Here is a 15,657-nt window from a genome sequence, read left to right on the forward strand (position 1 = left end):
AGCGTTCGTGGGTGGTGGCAGCGGGGTCGGCGGGCAGGGCGAGGGAGATGAGTCAGTCAGGCGGGGAGCACAGCACCGAGCGCACCAGCGCGACGACGCGTGAGCGCACCTGCGGCCTGGGGTCGAAGCGCAGCAGACGTCCGGTGTCGGCGACCACGGTGAGCGCGGCGTGCACCCGCAACCGGGCGGTGACCGGGTCGAGCGAGGGGTCGAGAGCCTCGGCCACGCGCACCCACACCTCGACGTGGTCGCGTTGCGCCGCGCGCAGCTCGTCGAGCTCGTCGGCACCGAGGTGGCCCGCCTCGGAGCCCCACACGCTCATCACGGCTGGCTGCTGGAACCACAGCAGGACGTAGGCCGAGGCCAGCGCGTCGACGGCCTCCTCGGCGCTTGTCGCGTCGGCGAGGGCCGCCGAGGTGACGGCGGAGAGCTGCACCTGGGTGCGGGCGAAGGCTGCCGCCAGCAGTGCGGCCTTGGTGGGCACATAACGGTAGACCGCGGAGGCGGAGAGACCGACAGCCCCCCCGATCTCCTCGAGGGTGGCCCCGAGGTAGCCGTGGCGCTCGAAGGCCTTGACGGCCTCGGTGACGAGTCGCTCGCGCTTCGAGGTGGCCTCGAGCCCGACCTGCCAGGGCAGCTGACGGGCCAGTGCGTCCTCGAGAGCGGACTCGGTGGCCGCAGGCAGTGCGGTCTCGAGGGCCGACAGCGCCAAGCCCGTGATGACGTCGGTGAGATCAGGCGTGACCACCCGGTGGGCGGTCACGCTGGCGACGACCGCCAGGGCGGCAGCGGCCAGCAGTGACGCGTCGCGCTCCTCCAGCTCGGGTCGCCGTCGGCGCAGGGGGGCGGACACGGAGGCGCGCAGTCGGCGGGTAGTGTCGCGCAGCTGCTCTCGGTCGTCAGGCCCGAGGAAGCGGGCCTCCCATCGGTAGAGGCTGCCGTGAGACCGGTGGGCCAGTGTGGTCACCGCGATCGTGCGCAGCACGGCCGACAGGTCGTCGGGGTCCGGCACGGCGTCGGCGGCGGCCACGAGGGTCGTCATCTCGACCTGGGCGACCTCGGCAAAGAGGGCGTACTTGCCCGGGAAGTGCCGGTAGAGGGCCGGGGCCGAGATGCCGACCGCAGAGGCGATGTCACCGAGACCGACCGCGGCGTACCCCCGCTGTCCGAAGGCGACGGCCGCTGCCTCCAGGACCTGGGCACGGCGACCGCTGGCTGCCGTCGCGGGGTCGCGCACCGGACGCAGCGGCTGGGAGCGAGTTGCCTGAGCCACCCCCGGATTAACGCACCTTCACCACGAGGTCGTCAAGAGCGGCCCCTTGACACGGGTGGACGAGGTTCCTAGGTTAATCACTGTTCACTCATTGAGTCACCGACGACCCCACACCCTGGAGGCCAGCGTGCCCGCCACAGACGCCCTCATCTTCGACGCTGTCCGCACCCCCCGTGGGCGCGGCAAGGCGTCGGGGTCCCTGCACGGGACCAAGCCCATCGACCTCGTCGTGGGGCTCATCCACGCCGTGCGGGAGCGTCACCCCGGCCTCGACCCGGCCCTGATCGACGACATCGTCATGGGCATCGTCTCGCCGGTCGGCGAGCAGGGCTCGGTGCTGCCGCGGGTCGCCGCGATCGCGGCCGGTCTGCCCGACACCGTGGCCGGGCTGCAGGTCAACCGCTTCTGTGCCAGCGGTCTAGAGGCGGTCAACCTCGCCGCCCACAAGGTGATGAGCGGTATGGAGGACCTGGTCCTCGCCGGCGGGGTCGAGTCCATGTCGCGGGTGGCCATGGGCTCGGACGGCGGGGCGTGGGCCGAGGACCCCGCGACCAACTACGACACCGGCTTCGTGCCCCAGGGCATCGGCGCCGACCTCATCGCCACGATCGAGGGCTTCACCCGCGCCGACGTCGACGAGTTCGCCGTCCGCTCGCAGGAGCTGGCGGCACGGGCATGGGACAAGGGGCTCTTCGACCTGTCGGTCGTGCCGGTGCGCGACACCAACGGCGTCCTGGTGCTCGACCGCGACGAGCACGTGCGAGCGGGCACCACGACCCAGACCCTCGCAGGGCTGACGCCGTCCTTCGCGAGACTCGGTGCCGAGGCGGGCTTCGACGCCGTCGCCCTGCAGAAGTACCACTGGGTCGAACGCATCCAGCACGTGCACCACGCCGGCAACTCCTCCGGCATCGTCGACGGTGCCACCCTGATGCTCATCGGTACCGCGGCGGCGGGAGAGGCGGCAGGGATGAGGGCTCGCGGCCGCATCGTCGCGACGGCGGTCACCGGCTCCGACTCGACGATCATGCTCACCGGCCCGACGCCGGCCACCGAGAAGGTGCTGCGCCGAGCTGGCCTGACCCCTGACGACATCGACGTCTACGAGGTCAACGAGGCGTTCGCGGCGGTGCCGCTCAAGCTCAGCAAGGACCTCGGCATCAGCATCGACAAGATCAACGTCAACGGCGGGGCCATCGCGATGGGCCACCCGCTCGGCGCCACCGGGGCGATGATCCTCGGCACGGCGCTCGATGAGCTCGAGCGCACCGAGCAGCGGTATGCCCTTGCCACCTTGTGCGTGGGCGGCGGCATGGGCATCGCCACGATCATCGAGCGGCTGGAGGCATGAGCGACATGAGCACCATCCACTGGGAGCAGGGCGCCGACGGCGTGGTCGTCCTGACGATGGACGACCCCGGAGCGTCGGCCAACACGATGAACGCCGCCCACCTGGCGAGCTTCGCCGCGGCGGTCGCGCGCCTGCACGCCGAGAAGGAGTCGATCACCGGGGTGGTCCTCACGTCGGCCAAGAAGACCTTCTTCGCCGGGGGCAACCTCGCCGACCTGTTGAGGGTGCCCAGCGGTCCCGAGGCCGCCGCCGCGTCGATGGCCCGCACCGCTGGCATCAAGTCCCCGATGCGCGACCTCGAGACACTCGGTCGCCCCGTCGTGGCGGCGATCAACGGCGCGGCCCTCGGAGGTGGTCTCGAGATCGCCCTGGCCTGCCACCACCGGGTCGTCGCCGACCTGCCGTCGACCCGGATCGGCTTCCCCGAGGTGACCCTCGGCCTGCTCCCCGGGGCGGGCGGCGTGGTACGCAGCGTGCGGATGCTCGGGGTCCTCAAGGCCCTGACCGGCTGCCTGCTGCAGGGCCAGCGCCTCACTCCCGCGGCTGCGCTCGGGCTCGGGCTCGTCGACGAGGTCGTGCCCGGCGTGGCCGACCTCCTGCCCGCGGCGAAGGCCTGGATCGCCGCCAACCCCGACGCGGCCCAGCCGTGGGACCGCCCCGGCTACCGGCTGCCCGGCGGGCTGCCCGGGTCGGCCAAGCTCTCGGGGATGATCGTCGCCGCGCCGGCGACGCTGCGCAAGCAGCTCGGTGGCGCCCCCTACCCTGCGCCACGAGCCATCCTCGCCGCTGCGGTCGAGGGAGCGGGGCTCGACCTCGAGACCGCTCACCTGGTCGAGACCCGCTACTTCGCCGGACTGCTCGGCAGCCAGAGCGCCAAGAACCTCATCCGCGCCATGTTCTTCGACATGCAGACCGCCACCGGCCGCGCCAAGCAGTTCGCGACCTCCGACACGGCGCCGGTCCGCAAGGTCGTGGTGCTGGGCGCCGGGATGATGGGCGCGGCGATCGCGTACGTCAGCGCCAAGGCAGGGATCGAGGTGGTCCTCAAGGACGTCGATGCTGCGGCGGCAGAGCGGGGCAAGAGCTACTCGCAGCAACTGGTCGACAAGGCCGTCTCGGCTGGACGGATGAGCGCCGACGACGGAGCCGCGCTGATGGCCCGCATCACCGCGACGGCCGACCCGGCGGCTGCGGCCGGAGCCGACCTGATGGTGGAGGCGGTCTTCGAGGACCCGGCCGTGAAGGCCGCCGTCTATGCCGAGATCGAGCCACACCTGGCTCCGCGTGCGCTGCTCGGGTCGAACACCTCGACCCTGCCGATCACCACTCTGGCCGCCCACGTCACCCGACCGGCCGACTTCATCGGGCTGCACTTCTTCTCGCCGGTCGACAAGATGCCGCTGCTCGAGATCATCCGTGGCGAGCAGACCAGCGACGCAGCGCTGGGCCAGGCCCTGGCCTTCGCCAAGCAGATCGGCAAGACCCCGATCGTGGTCAACGACTCGCGCGGGTTCTTCACCAGTCGCGTCATCGGCACCTTCACCCAGGAGGGGCTGGCCATGCTTGGCGAGGGGATCGCTCCGGCGTCGATCGAGCAGGCCACCCGCCAGGCCGGCTATCCCGCCGCGATGCTGGCGCTCATGGACGAGCTGACCCTCACGCTGCCGCGCCGCATTCGTCAGGAGAGCCGCACCGCCACCGAGGCCTCCGGCGGCACCTGGACGCCTCACCCGGCCGATACCGTCGTCGACGCGATGATCGACGACTTCGACCGCCCCGGGCGCAGCTCGGGGCGCGGCTTCTACGACTACGTGGACGGCAAGCGAGCCGGCCTGTGGCCGGGGCTGGAGGCCTTCCGCCCCGAGGGTGGCTGGAGGCAGATCCCCTTCGAGGACATGAAGGAGCGGATGCTCTTCGCCGAGGCACTGGAGACGGCCAAGTGCCTTGAGGAGGGCGTGCTCGACTCGAGCACGGACGCCAACGTCGGCTCCATCCTGGGCATCGGCTTCCCCGCCTGGACCGGCGGGGTGGCCCGCTTCATGGACCAGTACGACGGTGGGCTGGCGGGCTTCGTCACCCGGGCCCACGAGCTCGCGCAGCTCTATGGCGAGCGCTTCACGCCGTCAGAGGCGCTCGTGCGCCGGGCCGCCGAGAGCGGCACCTACGAGGAGGTGGCGTGAGTAGTGCAGCCTCGGCCGGCCCGTCGGGTCACGTGCGCACGGTCGTGGCCGACGGCGTCGTCCGGCTGACGATCGACCACGAGTCGCGGCTCAACGCGCTCACGGGTGACAGCATGCGAGCGATCGTCGCCGGGCTCGAGCGTGCAGGCACCGACGAGTCGGTGCGGGTGGTCGTGCTCACCGGTGCCGGGCGCGCCTTCTGTTCCGGGGCCGACCTCACTGACATCGGGGGAGACGACGCCGACCCCGCGGCCATCATGGCCGGCGCCGAGATGCTCGTGCGCGCGGTGCTCGAGACGCCGGTCCCGGTCGTGGCCCGCGTCAACGGGCCTGCGGTGGGGATCGGCATGTCCCTGGCCCTGGCGGCCGACCTCGCCTACGCCGGACCCGACGCCTACCTGCTGCAGTCCTTCCTGGGGATCGGCCTGATGCCCGACGGCGGCTCCACCCTGCTGCTGACCGCGGCGATGGGGCGGGCCAGGGCCAACGAGGCCGTGCTGCTCGGCCGCCGGATCCCTGCCGCCGAGGCCGCTGCTCACGGGCTGGTGGCCGGGGCGGCCGGCACGACCGACGAGCTCGACGGGCTCGTCGAGCGCGCGGTGGCCAAGGTGGTCGCGGCCCCCCGGCGCGCGGTCACCCTCGCCAAGGCGGCGATGGTCGCTGCGGCCGTCCCTGAGATCGGTGACGCCCTGGCCCGCGAGGGTGAGGGACAGCGTGAGCTGCTGCGCTCGGCCGACTTCGCCGAGCGCGCCCGGGCCCTCCTGGCTCGCTCGTCCGCCCCTGCCTGACCCCGACCCCCGACCGACCCAGAGAGGACGACGATGTCCGTCACTGCCCCGCATGTCACCACCCCGTCGGTGACGCGCACCGAGCCGCTGCGCTCGAGCCGCAACCACTGGATGACCTGGGTGGAGACCCATGCCCTCATGCGGCCCGACGAGGTGGCCTTCCGCTTCCTGGGACAGGACACGACGTGGGAAGTGCTGCGGCACAGGGTCGCTGGATTGGCCAGGGGTCTCTCCGGACGCGGGGTGAAACAGGGCGACCGGGTGCTGCTCCTGACCCTCAACCGGGTCGAGTTCTTCGAGACGGTGCTCGCCGTCAACGCCCTCGGGGCAATCGCGGTCCCCCTCAACTTCCGACTCACCCCTGGCGAGGTCGTCGCCCTGGCGCTCGACTGCGGGGCCACGGCGGTGGTGACCGAGCCCGTGCTCGCGCCACTCGCGGCCGCGGTCGTTGCGCAGGTGCCGGCGCTGACCCTCACCGTGGTGATGGGCGCGGCGACCGAGGGGAGCCAGGTCGGCTACGAGCAGGTCGTCGACGAGGGTTCGCCGAGCGCCCAGGTCGAGCTGCCGGACGTGTCCGAGGACACCACCGCCTTGATCCTCTACACCAGCGGCACCACCGGTCGGCCCAAGGGCGCGATGCTGACCCACGTCAACCTTGCTGCTCAAGCCCTCACCTGCCTCCGCGCCTTCGACAGCCGGCCCGAGGACGTCGGCTTCATGGCGGCGCCCGCCTTCCACGTGGCCGCGATCGGCGCCGTCGCCCCCAACCTGCTGCTCGGCATCCGCACCGTCATCCACCCCCTGCGGGAGTTCTCGGCCAGCGACACCCTCGACGCGTGGGAGCGCGAGCGGGTGACCTCGGTCTTCCTCGTGCCCACCCAGTGGCAGGCCGTGTGCGCCGACCCGTCCGTCGCCGAGCGAGACCTGGCGCTGCGCTGCATCAGCTGGGGCGCTGCCCCGGCGACCGACACCCTGCTGCGCCGGATGGGCGAGGTCTTCCCGCACGCGCAGAACGTCGCCGTCTTCGGGCAGACCGAGATGTCGCCGATCACCTGCGTGCTGCGCGGCGACGACGCGCTCACGCGGCTCGGCTCCGTCGGGCAGGTCATCCCCACGGTTCAGGCCCGGGTCGTCGACGCGCTCGGCCACGACGTCGCGCGCGGAGAGGTCGGCGAGATCGTCTATCGCGGGCCCACGCTGATGCAGGGCTACTGGCAGCAGCCCGAGTCGACTGCCGAGGCCTTCGAGGGAGGGTGGTTCCACTCGGGTGACCTCGTGCGCCAGGACACTGACGGCTTCGTGTGGGTCGTCGACCGCAAGAAGGACATGCTCATCTCGGGTGGCGAGAACATCTACTGTGCCGAGGTCGAGAATGCCGTCGCGGCTCACCCCGACGTGCTCGAGGTGGCCGTCATCGGCCGTCCCGACGAGCGCTGGGGTGAGGTGCCGGTCGCCGTCGTCGTCCTCCGCGAGGGAGCGCACGACCTGGGCACGACTGACCTGCGAGCCTTCCTGCACGACCGGCTGGCGTCCTACAAGCACCCCCGGCACGTCGAGCAGGTGCCGCACCTGCCCCGCAACGCCAGCGGCAAGGTGGTCAAGCCGCAGCTGCGCCGTGAGCTGACCTGAGCCGACGCCAGCCGACCTGACCGGACCCAGCTGCAACCCCGAGGACGAGACAGCATGCCGCCCAGCACCCCCGACCACGCCGCCGCACCTCTGACGGGGGTCGAGGTGGTCACCATTGCCGTCAACCTCCCGGGGCCGGTCGCCGCCGCCCGGCTCGCGGCGCTCGGCGCCCACGTCGTCAAGGTCGAGCCACCGTCCGGCGACCCCCTGTCCCTCTACACCCGTGAGGCCTACGACGAGCTGTCGGTCGGGCAGGACGTCGTGACGATCGACCTCAAGTCGCCGTCGGGGCAGGCGCAGCTCCACCAGCTCCTCGAGGGCGCGGACGTGCTGCTCAGCTCGCACCGGCGCTCGGCCCTGGCCAGGCTGGGGCTGGGGTGGGAGCCGCTGCACGCAGCTCACCCACGCCTCGTGCACGTCGCCATCGTGGGTCAGCCCGGAGTCGGGGCCGACGTGCCCGGCCATGACCTCACGTACCAGGCGGTCAACGGGCTCATCGACGGCACGACGCTGCCGCGGGTGCTGCTCGCCGACCTCGGCGGTGCCGAGCGAGCGGCCCTCGAGGCGGTCGCCGCGCTGGTTGGCCGCAGTGCGACGGGGGAGGGGCGTCTCGTGGAGGTCGCGCTCAGCCTGGCCGCCAAGGACATGGCCCGCCCCTTCCGGTGGGGCATGACCACCCCTGGCGGGCTGCTCGCCGGCGGGTTCCCCGGATACGCGGTCTACCCCAGTGCGGACGGGCGGGTCGCCGTCGCGGCGCTGGAGTCGCACTTCCACCGGCGCCTCCTCGAGGCCCTGGCGGTGGAGGACTCGGCCGAGGCCCTGGCGGCCGCCTTCGTGACCCGCACCGGGGCCCAGTGGGCGCGATGGGCGGCCGAGCACGACCTCCCGCTCGAGGTCGTCGTCTGAGCGGGGGCACGCCACGGCGAGGCTCCAGCCCAGTGGCCTGACCACCTGCTCGGGGTCGGCTGCTGTTACGTTCGCCCTGTGCGACGCAGGCGGGAGACAGTCGGATGAGGCTCGCGATCCTGGGTGGGGGCGGCTTCCGCGTGCCCCTCGTCTACAGCGCCCTCCTGCGCGACCACAGCGAGCGCCGCGTCACCCACGTCAGCCTCCACGACACCGACCCGCGCAGGCTCGAGGCCATCGCGCACGTCCTCGCCCAGATGGCGGGGGCGTCGCCTTGCGAGGTGCCCCCACCGGCCGTGGTGACGACGACCGACCTCGACGAGGCGGTCCGCGACGCCGACTTCGTCTTCTCGGCCATCCGCGTCGGCGGGCTCGCCGGGCGCACCGCCGACGAGCGGGTCGCGCTCGAGCTCGGAGTCCTCGGGCAGGAGACCACGGGCCCAGGGGGACTGGCCTACGGGCTGCGCACGGTGCCGGTGGCCCTCGACATCGCGCAGCGGGTGCGGGCGCTGGCGCCGGACGCCTGGGTCATCAACTTCACCAACCCCGCGGGCCTGGTGACCGAGGCGATGCAGACCGTGCTCGGCCAGCGGGTCGTGGGGATCTGCGACTCGCCGATCGGGTTGGGGCGCAGGGCTGCTGGCGCCCTCGGGCTCGACCCCTCGCGCACGTCGTTCGGCTATGCGGGGCTCAACCACCTGGGCTGGCTGCGCACGCTCACCCACGAGGGCGTCGACGTGCTCCCGCAGCTGCTGGCCTCGCCCGAACGCCTGCTGACGACCGAGGAGGGCCGGCTCTTCGGGCCCGACTGGCTGCAGACCCTGGGCGCGATCCCGAACGAGTACCTCCACTACTACTACTCGACGCGGGAGGCCCTCGCGTCGATCACCGGTGGGCCGCAGACGCGTGGCGAGTTCCTGCTGAGCCAGCAGCAGGCGTTCTACGCCGAGGTCGCCGCCCGACCCCGCGAGGCGTACGCCGTCTGGCGCCGCACGCGCGACGAGCGCGACGCGACCTACATGGCAGAGGCCCGGGCCGACGGCGAGGAGCGCGACGCCGCCGACGTTGCCGGCGGTGGATACGAGGGGGTGGCCCTGGACATCATGGCCGCCATCGCCCGAGGGGAGCGGGCAGCCATGATCCTCAACGTGCGCAACGGCTCGACCCTCGCCGGTCTCCCACCCGACGCTGTCGTCGAGGTGCCCTGCACGGTCGACGCCGACGGCCCGCACCCCCTGGCCACCGCCCCGCTGACCGGTCACCAGCTCGGTCTCGTCGCCCAGGTGAAAGCCGTCGAGCAGCTGGTGATCGCCGCCGCGACGACACGCTCGCGGAGCCTCGCCCTCCAGGCCTTCGCCCTGCACCCGCTGGTCGACTCCGTCGCCGTCGCCGGCCAGCTGCTGGCTGGCTACCGGGCCCGCATCCCCGAGGTCGACGCCCTCTTCCGCCGAGAGTGACCCGGCCGACCGGTCCAACCCCGGTCCACTCGACGCAGCGTCACGTGGGCCACCCGTCCGACCTCGGCCCAGACGTCTGCCCCGCTCAGGCGAGCCTGAAGTCGTCGAAGTCGAAGCCCGGGGTGACGACGCAGCTGACGAGACACGGCTGCTCGCCCAGGGGGAGGGCCCGCTGCCAGGTGGCGGCGGGCACCAGCGCCTGCGGGTGGTCACCGCCAGAGACGTCGACGCCCAGCCGCAGCGCCGACTCCGGCACCGGGGCGTCTCCCACTCCGCCCAGACCCAGCTCGAGTGCGCCCCGGTGGGCGAACCACAGCTCATCCGATCGGACCCGGTGCCAGGCCGACTCCTCCCCGGGCATCAGCAGGAAGTAGATCGCCGTGCCCAGTGAGCGGGGCCCGGGGTAGCCGCCCATCACCGGGTCGACGAGGTGCCCGGGCGCGAGCAGCGTGCCATGGCGCCACGTCTCGGCATACCACCCACCCTCAGGATGCGGACGCAGCTGCAGCGACTGAGCCCACAGGGGCAGTGGTCCGGTCATCGGGCTCCTTGGTCTCGACGTCGACGCTGGCTCCGCCCAGCGTGTCACGGGCGACGTCCCGCCAGGCGGCACCGAGGGTCGCGTCATGAGCGCGTGCACCCCACCAGCGCAGGACCGTGCCCACGCCGTCGAGATCGAGCCGGTGCGCCGGCGCGATGAGCTCGGTGGGGCGAGCGCGGCAGCCGAGCACGCTGACGGTCTCGAGCACCCGGTGGTCGCCGAGCACCGCTACCCGTGGCGCCGATCCGTCGAGCGCGAGGTCCTCGACGAGCAGCGGACCCTCGCCCCACACCCTCGTCGACGTATGAAGCCGCCCACCGGCCTCTCCCGTGCGGCCGAGCACGAGCAGCTCGCGGAGCGCGACGACGGCGCCCTCCCCGAGGTCGATGCGCGTGGAGCGCTCGACCCCGGCGCCGCCACAGACGACGAAGGGCTCCCCGTGCCAGGTCAGACGGCTGCCCTCGCCGGCGTCGACCCGCACGCGCCACGAGGCCCGGTCGCCGCGCATGTCGTAGGCGACGGTGCCGGTCGGCTCGACGACCTGCGCCCGGGCACCGGCACCGAGCACCACGTGCACCTCGATCTCGTCGCCCCCCAGCAGCAGCGCACCCTCGGCCAGCAGGGCTATCCGCGCGACGCCGTCCCTGGCGGGCAGCAGGCGCGCCGCCAGGTGGCCGCGCCCACGTGGCCCGTCGGTCTCGACGCGCACGTCGGGTCGCGACCCGCCGACACCGCCGGTGACGACCAGACGGGTGGTGCTCACCCGCGACCGGCCGCGCCGGCCGCTGCCGACTCGTCGGGGTGCCCGTGCGAGAGGGACCCACCCGCGTGCGTGTGCACGACCCCCAGGTGGGCGTGCGGGGCCATGGGACCCGGGTCCTGGGGCACCAGCGTCCCCGCCCGGTGGATCTCCACCTGTCCCTGCACCCACGCGACGAGGGCCGCCACCGAGTCCGGGTCGGTCCGCGACAGGGCGATCACGGGCTTGCCGTCGCGGGTGGCCGACGCGTCGCTGACCATCACCCCGACGTCGACACCGACGTAGGGCGCGAGGTCGGTCTTGTTGACCACGAGCAGGTCGGCCCGGGCGATCCCGGGGCCGCCCTTGCGGGCCACGTCACCGCCGCCCGCGACGTCGAGCACGAAGACCTGCGTGTCGACGAGAGCGGGGGAGAAGGTCGCCGTGAGGTTGTCGCCGCCTGACTCGACGAGCACGAGGTCGACCGGGTCGAAGTCGGCCTCGAGGTCCTCGATGGCCAGCAGGTTGGCGGTCACGTCGTCGCGGATGGCGGTGTGCGGGCATGCCCCCGTCTCGACCGCGCGGATGCGCTCGGGCGCGAGCACGCCTGCAGCACGGAGCATCCGAGCGTCCTCGTCGGTGTAGATGTCGTTGGTGACGACCGCGATCGAGAGCGTCGACGCGAGCTCGCGGCAGATCAGAGCGAGGAGCGAGGTCTTGCCGGTGCCGACCGGGCCACACACCCCGAGCCGCAGGGCTCGGGCCGGGGTCGTTGACCGGGACACATCATTCGGGTCAAGGACATCAGGCACGGAAGAGCCTCCTCGTCGTAGCGGCATGGGCCTCGGCCCACGCCTCGATCAGCGGGGCCGACCCCGCCGGGATGTCGTCGGGCTGGGTGAGGTGCGCGACGGCCAGCACCACAGCCTCGATGTCGGGAGCCAGCTCGAGCAGGGCCGCGGTCGAGGCGGTCGGGTCGCCGGGAAGGAGCTTGAGCGACGCCGCGAGCACGGACTGCACGTCGTCGTAGGCCACGAGCCGGGCGACCTGCGCCGGGGCAAGGTGCAGGGCCGCACCGAGCAGGCCGACGACCCGCGGCCGGCTCGGGGTGGTGACCTGGGCCAGCTCGATGAGCTCGGCCGCATACGGCCAGACCCGGAGCGCGAGGCGACGGTAGGCGCGGCCGAGGTCGCGCGAGGCCTGCCGCAGCGCCGGGCTCGGTGTCCGTGCGGCCCACGCCGCGTCGACGTCGTCGGTGGGGTGACCGGCGGCAGACCGCGCGCGGGCGACGACGGCGACGGCGGCCTCGGTGCGGGTCACGGTCTCGAGCCGGGTGCGGCAGTAGTCGCGCACCTGTGACGGGTCGAGACCGCCGAGCAGCGCGGGCTCGAGCCCGCCCGACTGGGTGTGCCCCGACGTCGGAAGGCGGGCATCGGCGAGCAGCATGAGCACCAGGTCGGGCGTGACGGCGGGAGCGGAGGACGACAGCAGGTCGGGCACGGGAGGACGACCGCTCAGAGCATCGTGTAGAGCTGGGCCAGCGGCAGCCGCTCGGCCGGCGCCGGCAGCACGAGCTCGCCGTCGACGGTGATGGCGAAGGTCTCGGGGTCGATGTCGATGACCGGGCAGTAGTCGTTGTTGACCATCTGCGCCTTACCGACGTCGCGGGTCGGTCTCACCCCCACCAGCCGTCGCCGCAGACCGAGGCGCCCGGCGAGTCCGTCGTCGAGGGCGGCCGGGGCGACGAAGCTGACGGACAGGTCGGCGCCGCTGCCGTCATACAGGGTCGGGCGCATGAGCACCGGCTGGGGAGTGGGGATCGAGGCGTTCGGGTCGCCGAGGGCGCCCCAGACGATGGCGCCGCCCTTGATGACGACGTCGGGCCGGAGGCCGAAGAAGCGCGGGTCCCACAGCACGAGGTCAGCCAGCTTGCCCGGCTCGACCGACCCGACCTCGTGGTCGATGCCGTGGGCGATCGCGGGGTTGATGGTGTACTTCGCGACGTAGCGCCGGGCGCGCTCGTTGTCCGCGGGCAGGCTCTCCCCGAGGGACCCGCGCCTGGCCTTCATCACGTGCGCGACCTGCCAGGTGCGGGCGACGACCTCGCCGATGCGGCCCATGGCCTGCGCATCGGACGAGGTGATCGACATGGCACCCAGGTCGTGCAGCACGTCCTCGGCGGCGATCGTCGTCTCGCGGATGCGTGACTCGGCGAAGGCGAGGTCCTCGGGCACGGCCGGGTTGAGGTGGTGGCAGACGATGAGCATGTCGAGGTGCTCGGCCACGGTGTTGACCGTGTGGGGCAGGGTCGGGTTGGTCGAGCCGGGGATGATGTGCGGCTGCCCGGCGACCTTCATGATGTCGGGTGCGTGCCCCCCACCGGCGCCCTCGGCGTGGAAGGCGTGGATGGAGCGCCCACCGATGGCCCGCAGCGTCGACTCGAGGAAGCCCGCCTCGTTGAGGCTGTCGGAGTGCAGGGCCACCTGCAGCCCCATCTCGTCGGCGGAGCGCAGCGCGGCGTCGATGGCCGCGGGGGTCGAGCCCCAGTCCTCGTGCACCTTGTAGCCACCGGCGCCGCCGAGGGCCTGCTCGCGCAGGGCGGCCAGGCTGGTGGTGTTGCCCTTGCCGAGCAGGAGCACGTTGACGGGGAGCGGGTCGAGCCCACGATGCACCTTCTCGAGGTGCCAGGCGCCAGGGGTGACGGTGGTCGCCTTGGTGCCCTCGGAGGGCCCCGTGCCGCCGCCACCGATGGTGGTGATGCCGGTCGCGAGGGCCTCGACGACCTGTGAGGCCGACAGCAGGTGCACGTGGCTGTCGATGCCGCCGGCGGTCAGGAGGCGACCCTCGCCGCTGATGACGTCGGTGGACGGACCGATGACCAGGTCGGGGTGGACGCCGTCGGCGACGTCGGGGTTGCCTGAGCGCCCGAGGGCCACGATGCGGCCGCCCCTGATGCCGACGTCGGCCCGCACGACGCCCCAGTGGTCGAGCACGATGGCGTTGGTGATGACGGTGTCGAGCACGCCCTGGGCGCGGGTGCGGTCGGACTGGGCCATCGACTCGCGGATCGACTTGCCGCCGCCGAAGACGGCCTCCTCACCGCCGACGGTGTGGTCGTGCTCGATCTGCACCCACAGGTCGGTGTCGCCGAGGCGCACCTGGTCGCCGGTGGTGGGTCCGTAGAGCGCCGCGTAGTCGGCGCGGGAGATCTCAGCCATCGAGCAGCGCCTCAGCTTCGGTCTTGACCTGGATGCCGGGGACGCGGCGCGCCCCCTGGAGGGAGACCGCCGAGACGGTGCGCGAGGCGCCGGGCTCGAAGCGCTGCGAGGTGCCCGACGGGATGTCGAGCCGGAAGCCGTGCGCCGCCGCGCGGTCGAAGGCGAGTGACGCGTTGGCGTCGGGCAGGTGCACGTGGGAGCCGACCTGGATGGGGCGATCGCCGGTGTTCTCGAGGACGAGGTCGATGCGCTCGCCGTCGGGCCGCTCGTTGAGCGAGACCGTGCCGTCGCCGGGGCGGATCTCGCCCGGCCAGCTCTGGGTCTCGGGGGTGGATGGCCCGCCCGCGATGGGGTGGTGCAGCGTGACGAGCTTGCGCCCGTCGGGGAAGGTCGCCTCGACCTGGATGTCGTGCAGCATCTCGCCGATGCCCGGCATCACCTGGTCGGCGGTGAGCACCGTGCGCCCGCTCTGCATCAGCTCGGCCACCCCGGAGCCCTCACGGGCCCGCTCGATCACCCAGGTGCTGAGCAGCGCGACGGTCTCGGGGTAGTTGAGCAGCACCCCGCGCTCGAGCCGGTCGCGCGCGACCATCCCCGCCACGCTGAGCAGCAGCTTCTCGGTGTCCGAGGGCGTCAGGTGCATCAGGCTCCTTGGGAGGTGGCGGGGTGTCGACGAGCCGCGGTGCGGGTCGCAGGAATCCTAGGTGGGCGATGTTTCCGCAAGGTTGACTCAAGGGGCAAGGCAGCTGCGGCGGACGACCGGGACCGCGCTCCCGCCGATCGGGCCTGGGTCGCCCTACGTCGACGATCTGCGACTTCGTGGCGAGGCATGGTGAACCGAGACGACCCAAGACGTGGCGAGACCGGAACCGTCGCCGATGAGCAGGGCCCCACACCGGCGACGGTGTGGGGCCCTCCGGCCGAACGCGCGGCGGGTCTCAGCGGCGGCCGGTGAGCTTCCACGCGGTGGGCAGCAGCCCCGAGGCGACGGCCAGCTTGACGGCGTCGCCGACGAGGAACGGCACCACGCCGATAGCGAGGCCCTTGGCCAGGCCGACGTGCGCGACCGCCATGAGCCAGGGGACACCGACGACGTAGACGACGGCGTTGCCGGCGAGCAGCGTCACCGCGCTCTTCCAGGCGCTGCGGGTGGCGCCGGTCTCGGCCAGACGGCCGACGACGAGGGCCGAGACCCAGAAGCCGAGGATGTAGCCGAAGGAGGCGCCACCGAAACCGTGCCCGGCGTGGGCGAACCACGGCAGGCCCGCGACGCCGGCCAGCAGGTAGAGCGACAGGGCCGCGACGCCGCGCCTCGTACCGAGGCTGGCCCCCACCAGCAGCACGGCGACGGTTTGCAGGGTCAGCGGCACCGGGGTGAAGCTCAGCGGGACGGACACCTGGGCAGCGGCGCCGACGAGACCGGCTCCACCGAGGACGAGGACGGCGTCGCGCACGACGCCACCGGGGACGGCGTCAGCGAGGACGCGGGGGCTGGCGGTGAGGGTCAGCTGGGTCATGACGGTGACGCTAGCGGATCGCGGCGGCCAGCGGCACTCGGTGCCGCGGACCAGTCGC

At 72.8% G+C, this 15,657-nt stretch carries 14 protein-coding genes; 6 read left to right on the plus strand and 8 right to left on the minus strand.

From position 1 onward, the window contains the following. Positions 1-52 precede the first annotated feature (52 nt). A complete protein-coding gene (locus V3N99_00430; GenBank protein ID MEO3935200.1) occupies positions 53-1,273 on the minus strand; it encodes a TetR/AcrR family transcriptional regulator in 1,221 nt (406 codons plus the stop codon). A gap of 127 nt (positions 1,274-1,400) precedes the next feature. On the opposite strand from V3N99_00430, the gene V3N99_00435 reads away from it, so the two are divergent. The 6 genes from V3N99_00435 to V3N99_00460 all read left to right on the plus strand — a co-directional run bounded on the left by V3N99_00435 (position 1,401) and on the right by V3N99_00460 (position 9,584). Then, complete coding sequence (locus tag V3N99_00435; GenBank protein MEO3935201.1) at positions 1,401-2,624, plus strand: acetyl-CoA C-acetyltransferase; 1,224 nt, start codon at positions 1,401-1,403, stop codon at positions 2,622-2,624. Next, complete coding sequence (locus tag V3N99_00440; GenBank protein ID MEO3935202.1) at positions 2,621-4,804, plus strand: 3-hydroxyacyl-CoA dehydrogenase NAD-binding domain-containing protein; 2,184 nt, start codon at positions 2,621-2,623, stop codon at positions 4,802-4,804. The genes V3N99_00435 and V3N99_00440 overlap by 4 nt, the downstream gene beginning before the upstream one ends. Further along, positions 4,801-5,592 carry an enoyl-CoA hydratase-related protein gene (locus tag V3N99_00445; GenBank protein ID MEO3935203.1) on the plus strand — a complete coding sequence of 264 codons (792 nt, stop codon included), beginning with the start codon at positions 4,801-4,803 and terminating at the stop codon, positions 5,590-5,592. The genes V3N99_00440 and V3N99_00445 overlap by 4 nt, the downstream gene beginning before the upstream one ends. 33 nt (positions 5,593-5,625) lie before the next feature. Next, on the plus strand, positions 5,626-7,221 hold the full coding sequence (gene fadD5 / locus V3N99_00450; protein ID MEO3935204.1) for a fatty-acid--CoA ligase FadD5: 1,596 nt from the start codon (positions 5,626-5,628) through the stop codon (positions 7,219-7,221). 54 nt (positions 7,222-7,275) lie between these two features. Continuing rightward, the gene (locus V3N99_00455; protein MEO3935205.1) at positions 7,276-8,127 is read left to right on the plus strand and encodes a CoA transferase; all 852 of its coding nucleotides are present in this window, start codon (positions 7,276-7,278) and stop codon (positions 8,125-8,127) included. Between the two features lie 104 nt (positions 8,128-8,231). After that, the gene (locus tag V3N99_00460) at positions 8,232-9,584 is read left to right on the plus strand and encodes a 6-phospho-beta-glucosidase (GenBank protein MEO3935206.1); all 1,353 of its coding nucleotides are present in this window, start codon (positions 8,232-8,234) and stop codon (positions 9,582-9,584) included. Between the two features lie 85 nt (positions 9,585-9,669). Here the strand turns inward: V3N99_00460 and V3N99_00465 are convergent, their stop codons facing one another. The 7 genes from V3N99_00465 to V3N99_00495 all read right to left on the minus strand — a co-directional run bounded on the left by V3N99_00465 (position 9,670) and on the right by V3N99_00495 (position 15,599). Then, positions 9,670-10,125, minus strand: a complete 456-nt coding sequence (locus V3N99_00465; protein MEO3935207.1) for a cupin domain-containing protein — start codon at positions 10,123-10,125, stop codon at positions 9,670-9,672. Continuing rightward, positions 10,070-10,888 carry an urease accessory protein UreD gene (locus tag V3N99_00470; GenBank protein ID MEO3935208.1) on the minus strand — a complete coding sequence of 273 codons (819 nt, stop codon included), beginning with the start codon at positions 10,886-10,888 and terminating at the stop codon, positions 10,070-10,072. The genes V3N99_00465 and V3N99_00470 overlap by 56 nt, the downstream gene beginning before the upstream one ends. After that, the gene (ureG, locus tag V3N99_00475) at positions 10,885-11,649 is read right to left on the minus strand and encodes an urease accessory protein UreG (protein MEO3935209.1); all 765 of its coding nucleotides are present in this window, start codon (positions 11,647-11,649) and stop codon (positions 10,885-10,887) included. The genes V3N99_00470 and ureG overlap by 4 nt, the downstream gene beginning before the upstream one ends. A gap of 19 nt (positions 11,650-11,668) precedes the next feature. Then, positions 11,669-12,364, minus strand: coding sequence for an urease accessory UreF family protein (locus tag V3N99_00480; protein MEO3935210.1), 696 nt, complete (start codon positions 12,362-12,364; stop codon positions 11,669-11,671). Positions 12,365-12,378: 14 nt separating this feature from the next. Continuing rightward, positions 12,379-14,082, minus strand: coding sequence for an urease subunit alpha (locus tag V3N99_00485; protein MEO3935211.1), 1,704 nt, complete (start codon positions 14,080-14,082; stop codon positions 12,379-12,381). After that, positions 14,075-14,725, minus strand: coding sequence for an urease subunit gamma (locus V3N99_00490; GenBank protein MEO3935212.1), 651 nt, complete (start codon positions 14,723-14,725; stop codon positions 14,075-14,077). The genes V3N99_00485 and V3N99_00490 overlap by 8 nt, the downstream gene beginning before the upstream one ends. Before the next feature lie 295 nt (positions 14,726-15,020). After that, entirely contained in the window at positions 15,021-15,599 is a 579-nt protein-coding gene (locus V3N99_00495; GenBank protein MEO3935213.1) for a biotin transporter BioY, read from the minus strand. Between the last annotated feature and the right edge of the window lie 58 nt (positions 15,600-15,657).

Source organism: Dermatophilaceae bacterium Soc4.6, assembly GCA_039889245.1.
Classification (GTDB): Bacteria; Actinomycetota; Actinomycetes; order Actinomycetales; family Dermatophilaceae; genus Lapillicoccus.